A 17,802-nucleotide genomic window follows, 5' to 3' on the forward strand; every position below is an offset into this window, starting at 1 on the left:
GTCAGGGGCCCCCGTCCTGGAGGAGGCCGTTCCTGAGGTCGCCGAGGATGCGGGTGAGCAGCCGGGAGACGTGCATCTGGGACAGGCCGATCCGGTCGCCTATCTCCGCCTGGGTGAGTTCCTCGCCGAAGCGGAGCTCCAGGATGCGCCGGTCGCGGTCGTCGAGCCGGGAGAGCAGCGGCCGCAGCGCCGTGAGCGACTCGATGAGTTCGTACGAGGGTTCCGCGTCGGCCAGGTGACGGGGGCTCGCGCCGGGGGCGGAGTCCTCGTCGCCGGCGGGGACGTCCAGGGACCGGGCGGCGTAGCCGTGGGCCGCGAGCTGGCCCTCGGCGACCTCCTCCTCCGTGAGGTGCAGCTCCGCGGCGAGCTCCGCCCGGCTGGGGCGGCGGCCGAGGCTCTGCTCCAGGGCGTCGGCGGCCTTCGCGAGGTCGATCCGGAGCTCCTGGAGCCGGCGGGGGACGCGTACGGCCCAGCTGGTGTCCCGGAAGAAGCGCTTCATCTCGCCGACGATCGTCGGGAGGGCGAACGCGGAGAAGTCGACGGCGCGGTCGGGGTCGAAGCGGTTGATCGCCTTGATCAGGCCGATCGTGCCGACCTGGACGATGTCCTCGACGGGCTCCGCGCGGTTCCTGAACCTCCGGGCCGCGAACTTGACCAGGCTCAGGTTCAGCTCCACCAGGGTGTTGCGGACGTACGCGTACTCCGGCGTCCCCTCGTCCAGCGCCCGCAGTCGTGCGAACAGCGCCACGGACAGGGTCCGGGCGTCGTCCGTGGAGACGGTGGTGGGCCGGGTGGGCTCGGGGAGCCCGTCCAGCGCCCGGCGCCGCGTCGCCGCCCCCGCGGGGGCCGTGCCCACTCCGGTCCCGGGGTGCGGGCCGGGGGCAACGGTCGTGGTGGAAGAGACGGAAGAGACGGAAGAGACGGAAAGGGTGGAACGGGAGTGGTCGGAGCGGTCTCCGGCGGTGGACATGTGGGCTCCTTCGACGGTGGCGAGGGGCCTGCGTCGCTGCCGCGAGGGCGGTGGCGGGGGTCCGTCGGTCGAGCGTCCTTCAGTAAGGATGCCCGTCTTGGTGTGGTTTGACACAGTTCTCCGGGGAAGCCGCAGAATGACGGCGCGCCCGCGCCGACCGCGGGGGCCAGGAGGAGGTGTCCGCGATGGACGAGGCCGGGCTCTCGGCGTACGAGCGGCGCGTTCTGGCGGAGATCGAGGAAGAACTGGACCGGGACGAGTCGCTCGCGCGCCGACTGCGCACGATGCGGCGTGCTCCGCGCCCGCACGTGCCCTCGATGGCCGGACTCCGCCGTCACCTTTCCTTCCTCGGCCTTGCCGTGCTCGGTGCCACGACACTGGCCCTGCTCGTCCTCGCCGTCGTCACCGAGGCTCCGGTGCTCATCTGGGCGTTCGGCGCCGTGTGGCTGCTGACCCTGGTCGCCACGCTGATCCGGGTCGTCCGCCGGACTCGGCGCCGGGGGGTGGAACCACGGAAGAAGGAGTGAGCCACCGGACTCCGGGCCGGAAACGACGGGCCGGAATCGACGGGCCGGAAACGACGGCCGGAAACGACAGAGCGCCGAACGACGGACCGCCGCCCCGGACAGCGTCCGGGGCGGCGGGCATGCATGGTCCGGGGTCGGCCTCACCAGCGGTACCAGCGGCCGCTGCCGCTCCGCATGAGGAAGCCGAGCAGCCACAGCACCAGGACGGCGATGGCGACGTACCAGAGCACGTGGAGGGCGAATCCTCCGCCGAACAGCAGAAGAATCACGAGCAGGACGAGAAGAAGGGCAACCATGGCGGCACCTCCGCTGCCTTAGCGGCCCGGCCGGTCGGTGTCGGCACGGGAACTGGATACCAGCGCGGTTGCCCCCTTCCCCGGAGAACATGCGGAGAACGTGCGCGCCGTCCGACCGGACACCGAGACGGGGCGGCACACGAGGTTTGCGGAGCCCGTGCGGGGTGAGGCGCAGAAGTGGCGGGGGCCACGACACCGGAGAGGAGACCCATCGTGTCGCCCGAAGGAAAGCTCCACGGACAGCACGTCCTCGTCCTCACCACCAACTACGGGACGGAGCAGGACGAGCTGCGGAAGCCGGTGGCCGCGCTGCGGGAGAACGGAGCCCGGGTCACGGTCGCCGCACAGAAGGACGAGACCGTACGGACCCTCGTCTCCGACCGCCGTCCCGGCGCCGACGTCCAGCCGGACACGACCCTCGCGAAGGCGAGCGAGGACGAGTACGACGCCGTGATCGTGCCCGGCGGCACCCTGAACGCCGACCGCCTGCGCACCGACGCCGACGCGCGCCGCCTCGTCTCGGCCTTCGCCGGGGCCGGCAAACCGGTGGCCGCCATCTGCCACGGACCGTGGCTCCTCGTCGACAGCGGGCTCGCCAAGGGCCGCGAACTGACCTCGTACCCCTCGCTCCGACCCGACCTGGAGAACGCCGGAGGAACCTGGCTGGACCGCGAGGTCGTCGTCGACACCTCAGGACAGCACACCCTGATCACCTCCCGCAGGCCGCGTGACCTCGACGCCTTCGCGGCGGCGATCGTCCGTGCCCTCGCCGGAAGCTGACCGGAGGTCAGCGGCCCGCGCCCTGCCCCACCCCCTCCTCGTCCCGCCAATTGGTCGTGATTCGGTGAAACCTTCCAGCTCCTCGTACCGTCCTCTCACCAGGGAGAGGGTCGGAACCGACGGGGAGTGGGGATTCCATGGGGCAGGGCAAGTACACGGCGCACATAGCCGTGGTGGCTTCGGCAGTCGGGCTGAGCCTGGCGGTGTGGGGTGCCGCGGCGCTGATGGACAACGAGGCCGCCGCGAGGAACGGGAGCGCGCCGAGCGCGCAGGCGCCCGACGGGAAGGCGAAGCCGCCGGCACAGGTGCGGCCGCAGAAGGTGCCCGAGAGCATCGCGCACGCCGCCGAGGCGGGGGGCTCGGCCGTGAACATCACCATCGACGACGGCCCGGACCCGCGCTGGACGCCCCAGATGCTCGACATCCTCAAGCAGAACGACGTCAAGGCCGTGTTCTGCATGGTCGGCCCGATGGCCAAGCAGCACCCCGACATCGTCAAGCGGGTCGTCGCGGAGGGCCACAAACTCTGCGACCACACCGTGTCCCACGACACGACGATGGACAAGAAGTCCGTCGCGTACCAGAAGCAGCAGATCTTCGACGCGAAGAAGATGATCGAGGACGCGGCCGGGGGCGCGACGGTCGAGTACTACCGGGCGCCCGGCGGCGCGTTCACCCCGGACAGCCGGCGGCTCGCCGCCGCCGCGGGGATGCGGCCGCTCGGCTGGAACGTGGACACGAAGGACTTCGAGCAGCCGGGCACGGCCTCGATCGTCAACACCGTCAAGAACGAGCTGTCCAACGGGCCCACGATCCTCTTCCACGACGGCGGCGGCGACCGCGCCCAGACCGTCGCGGCCCTGCGGCAGGTGCTTCCGTGGCTCAAGGAGAACGGACACACCTTCAGCTTCCCCGTCCGCACCAGGCCCTGACCCCGTCGCCCCGCCACGGCCCGATATCCGCATGCACCGGGCCGTGCGGGAATGACAGCATGCCGGAATGCTCCACGCTCTCGAACGTCTGGTCGTCCGCCACACCCATCGCCTCCCCCTCCCGGCAGCACCCGTCGAGGGCGGAGACGGCGAGGTCGCCGCGCGGCGGTTCGACGCCGCTCTGATGTCGGTCGGGTTCAAGCTGTCGGCCGGACTGCTCGAAGGGCTGGGCCGGCTGCCGGAGGCGACGGTCGTCGCCGTCGCCGCCCGCACCCTCGGCACCGTGCGCGAGATCGTCGGCGACCACGTCCGGCACAACGCGTACTTCATCGACTTCCCGGCCAACGTGCCCGACACCTTCGACTTCTGGAGGCAGTGCGTCGCCGAGGCCCTCGACGACGACACCGCCCGCCCCGGGGTCCTGGAGCGGCTGCGCACCGGCGTGCTCGACCTCCTCGCCCTCCCCTCGTACGGCACCTACCGCCACACGTACGAGGAGATGCTCGCCGCCCACGACGAACTGATCGCCGCGGCGGGCGACCGGCTGACGGTCCTGCACCCCGCCGGCACGCTCGACGAGGAGACCACCGCCCTCTATCTGTCCCTGGCCGGAAGCACCACCCCGCTCGGCGACGAGCACCTGAGCGACCTCGCGCTCCTCGCCGCCCACCGGGTCGACGGTCCGCAGCCCGAGGCGATCCCGATCCGGGAGCACCGCGCCGTCGTCAACCGGGCCCGTCTCGACGCCGGCGCGGACCTCCTCCTGGACACCGTCACCGACGTCCTGCGCCTGGCCTGCGCCCTCTCCGACGGAGACGTGGCCCTGCGCGAGCCGACCCGGTTCCGCGCGCTGTCCCGGCCCGTGCGCCGCGCCCTGCTCTCCGGCCTCGACGCCGTCGTCGCCGAAGCGCCCGCGAAGCTCGCCGACGTCGCCGCGCACCGCGAGGCCTGGAAGCGCCTCGGCGAGCGGCTGCACCCGCACGAGTACCCCCGGTGGCCCGCCGCCGCCGAGGTCTTCGCCGTCGCCCGGGGAGAGCGGAAGGCGCCCTCCCTCGACAGCCGCGTCGAGGAACTCCTCGGCCGCGGCGACGTCACCGGCGCGGCCGAACTCCTGACGTCCGCGCCCGGCATGCTGCTGCGCGCCCTGGACCGGCTGCTGCGCGCGGCGGACGGCCCGAAGGAACGCGACGCCGTCCTCGCCGCGTTCGAGAGCGCCGTCCCCCGGGTCTCCGGCCGTGTCGTCCTCTCGCTCCGCGAGCACATCCAGAACCGCACGGGGACGGCGGGGGAGCGGCGGGTCTTCGTCAACCGGCTCGGCGCCGCCTGGGTCACCGCCGACACCCGCCCGCCGCTGCCGCCCGCGGTACGCGCGCGCGTGTGCGCCGTCCTCGACGCCGAGACGCGGCGCCGGCTCCCCGCCCCGGGGCACCTGCTCGTCGACCCCGCCGTCCTGGACGTGGCGCTCCCGCTCAGCGGCCGGGCGACCGCGGCGGGGATCGGCGTCCTGCCGCGCGGCTCCGTCTCGCCCGTCGAGGGCGAGCTGCTGCGCTTCTTCACGTACTGGAAGCAGACCGCGGAGCGGACGGACTACGACCTGTCGGCGCTGGTCCTGGACGAGGACTACGCGACCGTCACCTGGCTCTCGTACACGGCCCTCACCGCCGTCGAGGGCGCCCACTCCGGCGACGTCACCGACGCGCCCGACGGCGCCTCGGAGTTCATCGACCTGCGGCTCGGCGCGGTCCGCGGCAGCTACATCGTCCCGCAGGTGAACCTCTACTCCGGGGAGGGCTTCGAGCAGGTCGAGGAGTCGTTCTTCGGCTTCATGCTGCGCGAGACCGAGCAGCGGGGCCGCCCGTTCGAGCCGCGCACGGTCCGGATGAAGTCCGATCTGCGCGGGCCCGGCCGGGTCGCGCTGCCGCTCGCCTTCGAGCGGGGCGAGGACGGCGGCTGGCGCGCGCGGTGGCTGCACGTGTACCTGCGGGGCAACCCGTCGGAGAACCGGGTCGAGGAGAACCGCGTGTCGGTCGCGCTGCTGCTCCGGGGCCTGCTCGCCCGCACCCCGCTGACGGTCCGCCACCTCATCGACCTGATGGCCCCCGACGCCGCCGCCACGACCTGGTGGGACGGCTCGACGCCGCCCGAAGGACCCGTCACGTACATCGGTCTGGAGCGGCCCGCCGGTCTGCCGGCGGGCTCGCGCGTCCTCACTCCCGAAAATCTGCGCGACCTGATCCCGGCCTGACTGCTACGGTGATCACGGGCGAGGCCATGAAGGGGCTTCCTTCTCAAAACCAATTGAACTAGCCCCTTCGCTTTCCTCGCCCCCTTCTTCTCGACGGTGGGACCCCCCGCTCCCTCGGCGGTGGGACCCCCGTTCGGACGGTGCGAACGGTGAGAGCGCGGGCCGACCGTGTCCCTCGGCAGGCGCGCCCGTTGTGAGGGTGTGACCTCAACACGACGCATCTCCTCGATCCTCGCCGTCGCCGCCGCCTTCTCGTGTCTCGGCGCCTCCGCGGCGTCCGCCGCGACCGCCGCCGACACCACCGGACCGCTCGGACCCAAGGTGAACCCGGTCAGCGAGCTCGACGCCCTGACCATGACCGGCATCCCCGAGGAGTCCCGGGGGCAGTTCCCCGGCATCGCCGGCCAGCTGAACGGCCTGAGCCGGGTGAACGAACTGGGCAAGCTCCGACAGCTGACCGACCTGGCGGCCCCCGTCACCGGGGTGCTCCCGGAGATCTCCGCCTGACCGATCCGACGAACCCTCCCCGACGCGAAGGTCCGGTGCCCCGACGGCACCGGACCTTCGCCGTGTCAGGCCTTGGCGGAGGTCTCCCGTACGGGGTGCTTGCTGAGGATCGAGACCCGGTTGAAGGCGTTGATGGTGATCGCCACCCAGATCACCGCCGAGATCTCGTCCTCGTCCAGGGACGCGCGCGCCTCCTCGTAGGCGCGCTCCTGCGCGAGGGCGTCGGCGGGAGCGGTGGTGGCCTCCGCGAGAGCCAGGGCCGCGCGCTCCCGTGCCGTGAAGAGCGCGGTGTCGCGCCAGGCGGCGAGGACGCCCAGGCGGCGGGTCGTCTCGCCGGCGCGCAGGGCGGCCCGGGTGTGCACGTCGAGGCAGTACGCGCAGCCGTTGATCTGGGACACACGGAGGTTGACGAGCTCCACCAGGAGGCGGTCGAGCCCCGCGTCCGCGGCGGTCGCGCGGACGGCCTCCGCCGTCTGGACCAGGGCGTGATAGGCCTTGGGGCTCTGCTTGTCGACGTAGACCCGCCCGTCCGCAGGGGCTCCTGCCGTGTCGCTCACCGTGCGCTCCTTCCCGAGGCCCGATGGCCTCGTCCGCCGACCGTGCGTGTCACCGTCGCAGCAGCTATCATCGTCCATGATTGTTGAAAATGGAACTACTTCCATGGAGGGGTCGGCAATGAGCACCACGGAGATCGAGGTCCTGACCGCGCGGGACGTCCCGCTGGGCGGGCCGCGGGCCATGACCGTACGGCGTACGCTCCCGCAGCGGGCCCGCACGCTGATCGGGGCCTGGTGCTTCGCCGACCACTACGGCCCCGACGACGTCGCCGAGTCCGGCGGCATGGACGTCGCGCCCCACCCGCACATCGGGCTGCAGACCGTGAGCTGGCTGTTCAGCGGCGAGATCGAGCACCGCGACAGCCTGGGCAGCCACGCGTACGTACGCCCCGGAGAACTGAACCTCATGACGGGCGGCCACGGCATCAGCCACACCGAGGTCTCCACCGCCCGCACCACCGTCCTGCACGGCGTCCAGCTGTGGGTGGCCCTCCCCGAGGAGCACCGGAACACCGCGCGGGACTTCCAGCACCACGCCCCCGGGACCGTCCGCGTCGACGGAGCGGACATACGGGTCTTCCTCGGGTCGCTCGCCGGCTCGACCTCCCCGGTCCGCACCTTCACACCGCTCCTCGGCGCCGAACTGCTCGTCGACCCGGGCGCGACCGTCACCCTCCCGGTGGACCCCGCCTTCGAACACGGCCTGCTCGTCGACACCGGGGAGGTCCGCCTCGGCGGCACGCTCCTGCACCCGGCCGAACTGGGGTACGCCCCCACCGGGGCCGCCACCCTGACCCTGACGAACGAGACGGACGCCCCCGCCCGCGCGGTCCTGCTCGGCGGGACCCCGTTCGAGGAGGAGATCGTCATGTGGTGGAACTTCATCGGCCGCAGCCACGAGGACATCGCCGAGGCCCGCGAGGAGTGGGAGAAGGCCTCCGACCGCTTCGGCGAGGTCGAGGGCTACCCCGGCGACCGCCTCCCCGCCCCGGCCCTGCCCAACGCCCGGATCGCACCCCGCAGGAACCCCGCGCGTCGCTGACCTGGGGATTTCTCTGTCGATCCGATGCGGGGGCGCGGGTGCCCGACTGTGCCTCAGGCTGTCATCGCGACTGTGGGAGGGGTGTGCCGCAGCCCTCCCGCCCCCCAGCGGCGGGATGAACTACTGGTCATCGAGGCGGTGTCAGCCCCGGTTCGATCGTCGAGCGGAGGTAGATCCGGGTGGTGCCCGGTGCGTACTGGTGAGAGAACACCTTCACGCAGTGGGCGAGGTGCTCGGCGTCGGGCGAATCCACGTTGTCGGGGCAGAACCCGCCCGTCAGCATCCCTTCGACGAGCGTCTCGGGCTCCGGAAGCCCAAGATGCGTGAATCCGGCCGCCGGACGGTAGTTCGTCGGTTCGGGCTCCATGTTGGGGATCATGCGGGCGCCCTTGGGCGTCAACGGGGCCAGGTACGCCTTCGCTTCGCGCGTGGGCAGGGTGAAGCTCAGCAGCCCCGTGTCGTACCGCTCGCCGACCTTGTAACCGGCCCGCCGGTCCGCGGCGTTCTCCGGGACGCGCAGGCCGATCTGTTCACTCATCCACGCAGGCGTGGCTCCAGCCTCCCAACAGCAATCCTTTTCCTCCTTGACGGAGTCGGACAGCCACGTGTCCGCCAGGAGGTAGAACGCGCCGACTGCCACGACGACGCCCCCTACGAGCCCCGCGGCCACGACGAGCAGCCGACGCCTCGGGCGCGCGCCACCCGGCCGCGCGCTGTCCACACCCCTCACCTGCCGGTACCTGCCCGTCCCTCGCGCGTCTCCCGGCCGTTGTCCGTACGGCCTCCCTCGCGTCCCGGCTCGTCGGGTTCCGGCAGGGGACCGGTGTTCGATGCCGAGGAGCCGAGATCGTAGTGCTTGGCGGAGCTGCTTCCTGACATGTCGAACTCCTGCGCGAGACCGGTCGTGTGCAGTCGTGCCATCTGGCCGTCGGGGATGTCCATCACGCCGAAGATGTCCACGCCCTTGTTCTCGTCCCAGTTGTAGCGGTCCCAAGCGTTGGCCTGGTAGTCGAGGCCGACCTTGGGGTTGCCGTCGGCGTCCGGGACGACCGTGACGACGCCGGTGACGTTCGCCCTCGTGGAACCGACCGCGTAGAACCAGTTCGGGTTGCTCTCCTTGGTGAAGCTGTAGTCATTGATGTTGGGCGTTTCCACGGGGATCGACACCGGCTTCCCGCCGTTGGCCTTGAACTCGGCGAGCGCCATCTCCCGCCATCCGTCCTGGTACATCCTGATGTGCTGGTCGATGTGCTTTCTGAAGCCGTCGTCGTCGGCCATCATCTTGTCGACGGGCAGGTTCATGGGCGTGCCGTCGTTGTCGAGGTAGTGGTCCATGTGGCGGCCCGCGTCGACCAGGTCCATCGCGTCAGCGCCTTCCGTGATGCCCCGCATCTTCGCGAGAGTGGCCCACTCCTGGAAGCCCGGCTTCTCCACGTCGTACGGACCCGACCCCTTGTCCGGGGCGTTCTGCTTCATCGAGGGCGTGAGCAGCCCTGCCGCGACCAGGTTGTCCTCCTGCTTCGTCCACAACTCTGCCCTGGCTTCCGGGCTCAGCGAACGCCACAGGCGTACCAGTTCGGCACGCTGTTCGTCGTTCGCGCCCTTGCCGAGCGACGCGAGCTTCGTCGCGCGGGGCAGCTGGTCCTCGTCGAGCGAGGTGTACGCGGCATGGCCGGCGTTGTGTACATCGCCACCGTGGCTGCGTTTCAGGGCCCGGGTGGCGGCGGCATCGACCTCGGTGGCATGGGAGAGGAGACCGGTGAGGGCGTCCGCGTACCACCGCATCAGGTCCTTGGTGCGCTGCGTCGTCCCCTCCGGGGTGCACATCGCCTCCATGACCCGGACGGTGCCGCTTCCGCCGTCCGTCACCAGCAGTCCGGGGTCCTTCTCCGAGCCCCTGGCGGCTTCCTCGGTGAGGGCCTTCGCGCGCTTCTGGATGCTGACGAGCTCCGTGTGGGCGTCTGCGAGAACGGCGTGGATGCTGGTGGCCTCGGACTTGAGATCCGTGATCTCCTTCACGGCGCCGGCCACGAACTCCCTGGTGACGTCGGCATTGACGCCCTTCCATCGGGCCTGTTCCGACGTGCGCAGCAAGCCGTCCCTGGCGGCGGTCTCCAGCTTGGCGAGGCTGTCGGTCATGGCCTTCCAGTCGCCGACGGCGGTATCGAGCTTCCCGAGGTCCATGGTCATGAGATCGCTGTACGTGAGCGTCATCGGTCCGCCTCTTTCAGCGCACGTACGTGGAGATCTCGGAAACCGGGACGGCGGTGCCGTCGCGGTGCCGCAGCGAGTCCTCGATGTGTCTGTCGTTCTGTGCGTATGACCTCTTCGAGTAGTCGAGGTGGTTCGAGAGGTGTGCACACATCTGCAGGACCGTCTTCACCTGCGAGTCCCACACGGAGAGTGTGGTCAGTAGTTCACCGCCCATGGTCATGTGCCGCGAAGACAACTCACGGGCGGCCTGTGCCGTCGACCCGGCACCGCTCCTGTCGCTGCCGGCGCCCGCGATATCAGCCCCTTCACGTAACCGCTCATGCAGCAGATACGCCTCGTGCCCCACGGCACCCAGGTCGTCCTGTGTGACGACCAGGTTCATCGACCCCGACCCTGCACCTCCGGGACCGGCCGAGTTGAGCCGAGTACCTGCCGACTGTCTGTCCCGCGACGCGGATACGACGACAGCCCAATCGTCCTCGAACCCCATGACTCCCCCACACTTCTCGTCAACGGATCACCGAAGGACCCATGCTAGGCGGGATGTTGGTGTCATTGCACATGCTATGAGGTGACCGTTCCTGCGCGACGAGCCCGATGCGTATCCCGCTAGGAGACCCGAGGGAAGATCAATGGTGCTGGTTCACATCCGCACAGTACTGGTCCCGATAGGCGGCTTCCGCGTCCTGTGCCGCACCTATGCCTCGGGGGTAGGGCGAATGCTGTGCCTCGTCGGCACTCTGATGCCGACTTCTGCCGACTTTGGTGGACTGTAGTGCACCTGACCTGCGGATACGTCTACGGATAAAGTAGTGGTGGAACGTCATCGGCCGCAGCCACGAGGACATCGCCGAGGCCCGCGAGGAGTGGGAGAAGGCCTCCGACCGCTTCGGCGAGGTCGAGGGCTACCCCGGCGACCGCCTCCCGGCCCCGGCCCTGCCCAACGCCCGGATCGCACCCCGCAGGAACCCCGCGCGTCGCTGACGCGCGGCCGCTCACCGCTTCCGACCCTCACCTCTCAGCGAAAGGCACCTCCCATGACCGAGCAGACCGCCACCGCCCCCGTCGTCCGGCGCGTGGACGCCCGCCACCGGTACGAGATCCTCGTCGACGGCGAGCGCGCCGGCCTGACCGCCTACCGCGACCGCGACGACCGGCGCGTCTTCTTCCACACCGAGGTCGACGACGCCTACGCGGGCCAGGGCCTGGCCGCGATCCTCGTCGAGCAGGCCCTCACCGACGTCCGCGCCTCCGGGATGCGCATCGTCCCCGTCTGCCCCTACGTGGCGAAGTTCCTGAAGAAGCACGAGGAGTTCGCCGACATCACCGACCCGGTGACGCCCGAGATCCGCGAGTGGCTCGACGGACAGCTGCGGCGCTGACCACTCCCCGGAGCGGGCACCCGTCAACACGACGCACGCGGAGGCGAACGCTTCCCCCGGATGGCCAGGAGCGCGCGGCCGGGTCCGTGCGCCCCCTGGGCCGGAGGGCCGAACGGGCGACCGAACAGGCGGGCCCGCCGCGCTTCTCTGGCCGACTCTCGATCGGTTGGCCGGAAGCATGCTGGTCATCGAGTTAAACATCGTTTCGAGCAAGATCACTGCAAGGAGGTAATGCCCTCGGACTCTTCGAGCGAGGCGGGCTCGGCGGCCGTTACTGTCCTCACCGAGATCTGGACGGATTCCAGGATCTTCGCCCCCTTCATCTTCTTTCACCGGCTTTCAGCGTGCTCGTGCGCCGATCGCCGCCTTTGCGAAAGAGAGCTCGCTCGATGACCGTTGACGACCGCCCGGACGTACAGCTGGAGCCGCCCCGGCAGTCCAGTCTGAGCACCGCGGCCGCCCGCAACCTCGCCACCACGACCAAGTCCGCCCCGCAGATGCAGGAGATCAGCTCCCGCTGGCTGCTGCGGATGCTCCCCTGGGTGGAGACCAAGGGCGGCGCCTACCGGGTCAACCGCCGGCTCAGCTACACGGTCGGCGACGGACGCATCGAGTTCGTCCAGGACGGCTCCCGCGTCCGCGTCATCCCCCGCGAACTCGGCGAACTCGCCCTGCTGCGCGGCTTCGAGGACGTCGACGTGCTGAACGCCCTCGCCGACCGGTGCGTCCAGCGCGACTTCAGCGCCGGTGAGGTGCTCGTCCAGCGCGGCGCTCCCGCCGACCAGATCCATCTGATCGCCCACGGCCGCGTCAACCAGACCTCCGTCGGCAAGTACGGCGACGAGGTCGCGGTCGCCACGCTCGCCGACGGCGACCGCTTCGGTGAGAACGCCCTCCTCGACGGCGACGCCGGCTGGGACTACACCGCGACCGCCGAGACCTCCGGCACCCTGCTGACCCTCTCCCGCGCCGACTTCGCGAACATCCTCAACTCGGCGCCGAGCCTCCAGACCCACATCCGGGACTTCAGCTCGCTGCCGGACCAGCGGCAGAACAAGTACGGCGAGGCCGAGATCGCGATGTCGGCCGGCCACAAGGGCGAGGCCGACATCCCCGGCGCCTTCGTGGACTACGAGCTCAAGCCGCGCGAGTACGAACTCTCCGTCGCCCAGACCGTCCTCAAGGTCCACACCCGGGTCGCCGACCTCTACAACGGGCCGATGAACCAGACGGAGGAGCAGCTCAGGCTCACCATCGAGGCGCTGCGCGAGCGCCAGGAGCACGAGCTCATCAACAACCCGGAGTTCGGCCTGCTCCCCAACGCCGACTTCAAGCAGCGGATCCAGCCGCACTCCGGTCCGCCCACCCCGGACGACCTCGACGAGCTGCTCTGCCGTCGCCGCAGCACCAAGCTCTTCCTCGCCCACCCCCGGACGATCGCGGCGATCGGACGCGAGTGGAACCGGGCCGGGCTCTACCCGGACACCGTCGAGCTCCACGGGCACCGGGTGCCGGCCTGGCGCGGGGTCCCGATCCTTCCCTGCAACAAGATCCCCATCAGCAAGGAGAACACCAGCTCGATCCTCGCGATGCGTCTCGGCGAGGACAACCAGGGCGTCATCGGTCTGCGCCAGACCGGTCTCCCCGAGGAGTACGAGCCGGGCCTGTCCGTGCGGTTCATGGGCATCAGCGAGCAGGCGATCATGTCGTACCTCGTCACGACGTACTACTCCGCCGCCGTCCTGGTCCCGAACGCGCTCGGCGTACTGGAGAACGTGCAGATCGCGCGCAGGCGCGACTAGGGCCCCCTCCCCGCAGGCCACCCCCACCCGGACCAGCCGGGCCGGGCCCGCGTGCCCGGAATCCGGGACGGCCCACCCACCTCTCCAAGGAGTCACGGATGCCCGATCCCGGGCTTTCCCCTCTGCAGTCCAGCCTGCCCGGCGCCGCGGCCTCGTTCACCGCACGGGTCCTCGCCGACGCGGCGGCCCACGGCCACGCCGTACCCCACCTCCCCGTCGAAGCGCCGGCCCTCCCCACGGCCCCCCACCCGGAAGCTCCGGCCGCGGCACCTGCCGGGATCCCCGCCGGGATTCCCGCCGGGCCGCCCACCGGGCTTTCCGCCGCGGCTCCCTCCGCGGCTCCCGCGGTCGCCCCCGTCGCCGAGGCCCCGTCGGCCCCGCCCGACCCGGGCTGGGTGCCGCGCGGTCCCCGCGGGCTCGGTACGGCAGGGCTGTCCCTCATGCCGCGTACGGAGCCCCCGGTGGCGCCCGTCGCGGCGCCGGCGGACGCCCTGATCATCCCGGGTCTCTACTGGCATCCGGTGCCCGAGCCCGACCCGGTGCGGGTGGAGGAGGTCAGCCTCCGCATCAAGTCATGGGCGGTCGACGAGGTCCAGCTGTTCCCCGAGGACTGGGAGGGCCAGTTCGACGGGTTCTCCGTCGGGCGCTACATGGTCGCCTGCCACCCGGACGCCCCGACCGTCGACCACCTGATGATCGCCACCCGGCTGATGGTCGCCGAGAACGCGGTCGACGACATCTACTGCGAGGACCACGGCGGCTCGCCCATCGGCCTGGGCGGACGCCTCCTCCTCGCGCACACCGCCCTGGACCCGCTGCACTCGACGGCGGAGTACCAGCCGGCGTGGGCGGAGTCGCTCCACGCGGACGCGCCGCGGCGCGCCTACCGCTCCGCCATGGACTACTTCGTCCGGCAGGCGACCCCGTCCCAGGCCGACCGGTTCCGGCACGACATGGCCCGGCTGCACCTGGGCTACCTCGCCGAGGGCGCGTGGGCCGAGACGGACCACACGCCAGAGGTGTGGGAGTACCTGGCGATGCGGCAGTTCAACAACTTCCGGCCGTGTCCCACGATCACTGACACCGTCGGCGGCTACGAACTCCCCGCCGATCTGCACGCCCAGCCGGCGATGCAGCGGCTTCTGGCGCTCGCCGGCAACGCCAGCACCATCGTCAACGACCTGTACTCGTACACGAAGGAACTCGCCAGCCCCGGCCGGCACTTGAACCTGCCCGTGGTGATCGCCGACCGGGAGTCCCTCTCGGAGAAGGACGCGTACCTGAAGGCGGTCGAGGTCCACAACGAGATCATGCGCGACTTCGAGGCCGCGTCCGCCGAACTGGCCGTCGTCTGCCCCGTCCCGAGCGTGCTCCGCTTCCTGAAGGGAGTGGCCGTGTGGGTCGACGGCAACCACTACTGGCACCAGACCAATACGTACCGCTACAGCCTGCCCGATTTCTGGTAAGAACGGATTTCATCTGTGACCAACACCGAGCTCCCCACCGTCAACGGCACCACCGCGTTCGTTCCCGGCCCGGCGACGCCGTACCAGGGAGACATCGCCCGTTACTGGAACGCCGAGGCCAGGCCCGTGAACCTGCGCCTCGGTGACGTCGACGGGCTGTACCACCACCACTACGGCATCGGCGCCGTCGACCACGCCGCCCTCGGGGACGTCGAGGACAGCGAGTACGAGAAGAAGCTGATCACCGAGCTGCACCGTCTGGAGTCGGCGCAGGCCGAGGTCCTCCTGGACCACCTCGGCGCGATCGGCAGCGAGGACACCCTCGTCGACGCGGGCTGCGGCCGCGGCGGTTCGAGCGTCATGGCCCACCAGCGCTTCGGCTGCAAGGTCGAGGGCGTCACCCTCTCCTCCACGCAGGCCGAGTTCGGCAACAGGCGGGCCAAGGAGCTGGGCATCGACGACCACGTCCACGCCCAGGTGTGCAACATGCTCGACACCCCCTTCGAGAAGGGCAGCATCGCCGGCTCGTGGAACAACGAGTCGAGCATGTACGTCGACCTGGACGACCTGTTCGCCGAGCACTCCCGGTTCCTGAAGGTCGGCGGCCGCTACGTGACCATCACCGGCTGCTGGAACCCGAAGTACGGCCAGCCCTCGAAGTGGGTCTCGCAGATCAACGCGCACTTCGAGTGCAACATCCACTCGCGCCGTGAGTACCTGAAGGCGATGGCCGACAACCGCCTCGTCCCGCAGACCGTCATCGACCTGACGCCGGACACCCTGCCCTACTGGGAGCTGCGGGCCACCTCGTCGCTGGTCACCGGCATCGAGGAGGCGTTCATCGAGTCGTACAAGGACGGCTCCTTCCAGTACGTCCTGATCGCGGCCGACCGCGTCTGACCCGACGGCGGTACGGAAGAGGGGCGGGCCCGTCGTCCGACGGGCCCGCCCCTCTCGTCATGCCGCTGCCGTCTCCTTGTCGGAGGTCTCGGAGGTCTCGGCGACCTCGGCGGCCGGTGCGCTCACCCGCTCGGTACGGGGCGCCTGGCCGGTCCGCAGGCCGAGCCGGGCGATGACCGCGACCAGCGCGAAGGCGGCGGCGCCGATCCAGAAGGTGAGGGTGAAGCCGGACTCGGCCGGCAGGGCCGGGACGCCGGCGGGCAGGTGCTCGATCGTCTGCGAGGCCAGGATCGTGGTGACCACGGCGCTGCCGACGGCGCTGCCGGTGGAGCGGGAGATCGAGTTGATGCCGTTGGCGATGCCGCTCTGGTGGTGCGGGACGCTCGCCATGATGACGGCGGGCATGGCCGCGTAGCCGAAGCTGACGGCCGCGCCGACGATCACGCCGGCGCCGATCACCGAGGCGGTGTGGCCGTGGTCCAGGGCGAGCCAGCCGAAGCCGACGGCGCCGAGGGCGGCGGCCAGGGTGAGTGCCGTGCGCGGGCCGCGGTGGCGGACGAGCCGGCCGCCGATCGGCGAGGCGAGCAGGGAGACGATCGCGCCGGGCAGCAGGAACTCGACGGAGGCCCGCAGGATCGACGCGCCGAAGCCGTAGCCGGTGAGGGCCTCGGGCATCTGGACGAGGTAGGAGACGCCCAGGAAGTTCGCGAACATGCCGAAGCCGACGAGGATGCCGGCCAGGTTGGCCATGAGGACCGGCCGGTGCACGAACATCCGCATGTCGACGAGGGGCTCGCGGACCTTGAGCTCGGTGAAGACCCAGACGACGGTCATGACGGCCGCGGCGGCGAAGCTGCCCAGGGTGCGGCCGGAGGTCCAGCCCCACTCGTGGCCCTGCGAGATGGGCAGCAGGAGCAGCAGCAGGGTGGCGCCGAGGGTGAGCGCGCCGAGGAAGTCGGTGCGGCCGCCGGTCTTGTGGCGGGTCGCGGGGACCAGGAACACGACGGCGAGCAGGGCGATCGCGGCGAAGCCGGTGGCCATCCAGAAGGCGCTGCGGTAGTCGGCGTCGGAGCCGGAGGTGAGCAGTCCCGTGGCGACGAGCGCGAGACCGCTGCCGAACGCGAGGGTGCCGCTGACCAGGGACATCGCGCCGGGAAGCTTCTGCGGGCGGACCTCCTCGCGCAGCACGGACAGCGCCAGCGGGAAGATCGCGGTGGCGGCGCCCTGGAGGACGCGGCCGAGGATCAGCAGGGGCAGTGAGGTCGCCAGGGCGGCGACGACGGAGCCGGCGACCATGACGCCGAGGACGGCGACGAGGGTCGGCTTCTTGCCGTGCTGGTCGCCGAAGCGGCCGAGCAGCGGGGTGAAGACGGCGGCGGAGAGGAGGGTGGCGGTGGTGACCCAGCTGACGTTGGCGGCCGAGGTGCCCAGGTCGGCGCGGATGAGGCCCAGGATCGGGACCGGCAGGGTCTGCATCATCGACACGACCATGGCGGCGAGGCTCAGCGCGAAGACGACGAGCGTCTCGCGCCGGGGGTCGGCGGCGGGCGGGGTGGTCTCGTGACTCATGTGTGGGGACCTTCTCGGTGCTTCACGTCGTAGATGTTTGATGTCATCAAGTAATACGACGACGGTAGGCCCCGATACTTGAGGAGGTCAAGTGAATGCTTGAGGTCCTTAAGTAAACAATTGATAATGTCAAGGATCGTGAGTACGCTCGAACCATGAGCGCGACGACCCCCGAGACGACGCCCACCAAGCTCCAGCTGCTTGAGCTCCTCGCCGCCATCGGCACGGCCCAGTGGCGCGACTTCGCCGCGGCCGCGGCCCACCACGGGCTGACGTCCACGCAGGCCAAGGTGCTCGCCCAGCTGAACGGCCCGCTGCCGATGCGGGCCCTCGCGACCCTGCTCGTCTGCGACGCGTCGAACGTCACCGGGATCGTCGACCGCCTGGAGGGGCGCGGCCTGGTGCGCCGTGAGGCCGACGCCTCCGACCGGCGCGTGAAGAACGTCGTCGCGACCGACGAGGGCCGGGAGGTCATCCGGCGGGTCCGCGAGGAGATGCAGGCGACCCACGGCGCCCTCGACACGCTCGGCGCGGAGGACAGCGCCACCCTGTACGCCCTGCTCGCGCGGCTGCGGCCGGGCATGGAGAAGAACGCCTGACGGGAGACCCCGCC

At 70.7% G+C, this 17,802-nt stretch carries 18 protein-coding genes and 1 pseudogene; 12 read left to right on the forward strand and 7 right to left on the reverse strand.

Translation table 11 applies throughout. From position 1 onward, the window contains the following. Position 1: 1 nt before the first annotated feature. Positions 2-970 carry a SigB/SigF/SigG family RNA polymerase sigma factor gene (locus AB5J54_RS34040; protein WP_369147767.1) on the reverse strand — a complete coding sequence of 323 codons (969 nt, stop codon included), beginning with the start codon at positions 968-970 and terminating at the stop codon, positions 2-4. Between the two features lie 185 nt (positions 971-1,155). Between AB5J54_RS34040 and AB5J54_RS34045 the strand changes: the two genes are divergently transcribed. Further along, positions 1,156-1,497, forward strand: coding sequence for a DUF3040 domain-containing protein (locus AB5J54_RS34045; RefSeq protein ID WP_369147768.1), 342 nt, complete (start codon positions 1,156-1,158; stop codon positions 1,495-1,497). Positions 1,498-1,637: 140 nt separating this feature from the next. On the opposite strand, the gene AB5J54_RS34050 is transcribed toward AB5J54_RS34045, so the two are convergent. Then, a complete protein-coding gene (locus AB5J54_RS34050) occupies positions 1,638-1,793 on the reverse strand; it encodes a hydrophobic protein (protein ID WP_369147769.1) in 156 nt (51 codons plus the stop codon). A 213-nt stretch (positions 1,794-2,006) separates the two neighbouring features. On the opposite strand from AB5J54_RS34050, the gene AB5J54_RS34055 reads away from it, so the two are divergent. The 4 genes from AB5J54_RS34055 to AB5J54_RS34070 all read left to right on the forward strand — a co-directional run bounded on the left by AB5J54_RS34055 (position 2,007) and on the right by AB5J54_RS34070 (position 6,257). After that, the gene (locus AB5J54_RS34055) at positions 2,007-2,573 is read left to right on the forward strand and encodes a type 1 glutamine amidotransferase domain-containing protein (protein WP_369147770.1); all 567 of its coding nucleotides are present in this window, start codon (positions 2,007-2,009) and stop codon (positions 2,571-2,573) included. Positions 2,574-2,710: 137 nt separating this feature from the next. Further along, complete coding sequence (locus AB5J54_RS34060; protein WP_369147771.1) at positions 2,711-3,505, forward strand: polysaccharide deacetylase family protein; 795 nt, start codon at positions 2,711-2,713, stop codon at positions 3,503-3,505. Between the two features lie 67 nt (positions 3,506-3,572). Next, entirely contained in the window at positions 3,573-5,750 is a 2,178-nt protein-coding gene (locus AB5J54_RS34065) for a hypothetical protein (protein WP_369147772.1), read from the forward strand. A gap of 201 nt (positions 5,751-5,951) precedes the next feature. Then, positions 5,952-6,257, forward strand: a complete 306-nt coding sequence (locus AB5J54_RS34070) for a hypothetical protein (RefSeq protein ID WP_369147773.1) — start codon at positions 5,952-5,954, stop codon at positions 6,255-6,257. 65 nt (positions 6,258-6,322) lie between these two features. On the opposite strand, the gene AB5J54_RS34075 is transcribed toward AB5J54_RS34070, so the two are convergent. Further along, positions 6,323-6,814 (reverse strand): carboxymuconolactone decarboxylase family protein, encoded by a 492-nt coding sequence (locus AB5J54_RS34075; RefSeq protein WP_369147774.1) that lies wholly within the window; start codon positions 6,812-6,814, stop codon positions 6,323-6,325. Between the two features lie 118 nt (positions 6,815-6,932). Between AB5J54_RS34075 and AB5J54_RS34080 the strand changes: the two genes are divergently transcribed. Then, positions 6,933-7,856, forward strand: a complete 924-nt coding sequence (locus AB5J54_RS34080; protein WP_369147775.1) for a pirin family protein — start codon at positions 6,933-6,935, stop codon at positions 7,854-7,856. 127 nt (positions 7,857-7,983) lie between these two features. On the opposite strand, the gene AB5J54_RS34085 is transcribed toward AB5J54_RS34080, so the two are convergent. Genes AB5J54_RS34085 through AB5J54_RS34095 form a run of 3 tightly spaced genes read right to left on the reverse strand, consistent with a single transcriptional unit; the run spans position 7,984 to position 10,452 of the window. Continuing rightward, the gene (locus tag AB5J54_RS34085; protein WP_369147776.1) at positions 7,984-8,577 is read right to left on the reverse strand and encodes a hypothetical protein; all 594 of its coding nucleotides are present in this window, start codon (positions 8,575-8,577) and stop codon (positions 7,984-7,986) included. Between the two features lie 5 nt (positions 8,578-8,582). After that, positions 8,583-10,070: a hypothetical protein gene (locus tag AB5J54_RS34090; RefSeq protein WP_369147778.1), complete on the reverse strand. Its 1,488-nt coding sequence runs from the start codon at positions 10,068-10,070 to the stop codon at positions 8,583-8,585. A 13-nt stretch (positions 10,071-10,083) separates the two neighbouring features. Then, positions 10,084-10,452 carry a hypothetical protein gene (locus tag AB5J54_RS34095; protein ID WP_369147779.1) on the reverse strand — a complete coding sequence of 123 codons (369 nt, stop codon included), beginning with the start codon at positions 10,450-10,452 and terminating at the stop codon, positions 10,084-10,086. Positions 10,453-10,883: 431 nt separating this feature from the next. Between AB5J54_RS34095 and AB5J54_RS34100 the strand changes: the two are divergent. The 5 genes and pseudogenes from AB5J54_RS34100 to AB5J54_RS34120 form a co-directional block, all read left to right on the forward strand. Continuing rightward, a pseudogene (locus AB5J54_RS34100) lies at positions 10,884-11,054 on the forward strand (pirin family protein); the annotation flags it as partial. Positions 11,055-11,107: 53 nt separating this feature from the next. Then, complete coding sequence (locus AB5J54_RS34105) at positions 11,108-11,452, forward strand: GNAT family N-acetyltransferase (protein ID WP_369147780.1); 345 nt, start codon at positions 11,108-11,110, stop codon at positions 11,450-11,452. A gap of 389 nt (positions 11,453-11,841) precedes the next feature. Continuing rightward, positions 11,842-13,254 (forward strand): family 2B encapsulin nanocompartment shell protein, encoded by a 1,413-nt coding sequence (locus tag AB5J54_RS34110; RefSeq protein WP_369147781.1) that lies wholly within the window; start codon positions 11,842-11,844, stop codon positions 13,252-13,254. 98 nt (positions 13,255-13,352) lie between these two features. After that, entirely contained in the window at positions 13,353-14,720 is a 1,368-nt protein-coding gene (locus AB5J54_RS34115; protein WP_369147782.1) for a family 2 encapsulin nanocompartment cargo protein terpene cyclase, read from the forward strand. A gap of 15 nt (positions 14,721-14,735) precedes the next feature. Continuing rightward, positions 14,736-15,620 (forward strand): geranyl diphosphate 2-C-methyltransferase, encoded by an 885-nt coding sequence (locus tag AB5J54_RS34120; RefSeq protein WP_369147783.1) that lies wholly within the window; start codon positions 14,736-14,738, stop codon positions 15,618-15,620. Between the two features lie 57 nt (positions 15,621-15,677). On the opposite strand, the gene AB5J54_RS34125 is transcribed toward AB5J54_RS34120, so the two are convergent. After that, entirely contained in the window at positions 15,678-17,189 is a 1,512-nt protein-coding gene (locus tag AB5J54_RS34125; protein ID WP_369147785.1) for an MFS transporter, read from the reverse strand. 155 nt (positions 17,190-17,344) lie between these two features. Between AB5J54_RS34125 and AB5J54_RS34130 the strand changes: the two genes are divergently transcribed. After that, positions 17,345-17,788, forward strand: coding sequence for a MarR family winged helix-turn-helix transcriptional regulator (locus AB5J54_RS34130; protein ID WP_369147786.1), 444 nt, complete (start codon positions 17,345-17,347; stop codon positions 17,786-17,788). The last annotated feature ends 14 nt before the right edge of the window (positions 17,789-17,802 follow it).

It is taken from the genome of Streptomyces sp. R44 (genome assembly GCF_041053105.1).
In the GTDB taxonomy this organism is placed as follows: domain Bacteria; phylum Actinomycetota; class Actinomycetes; order Streptomycetales; family Streptomycetaceae; genus Streptomyces.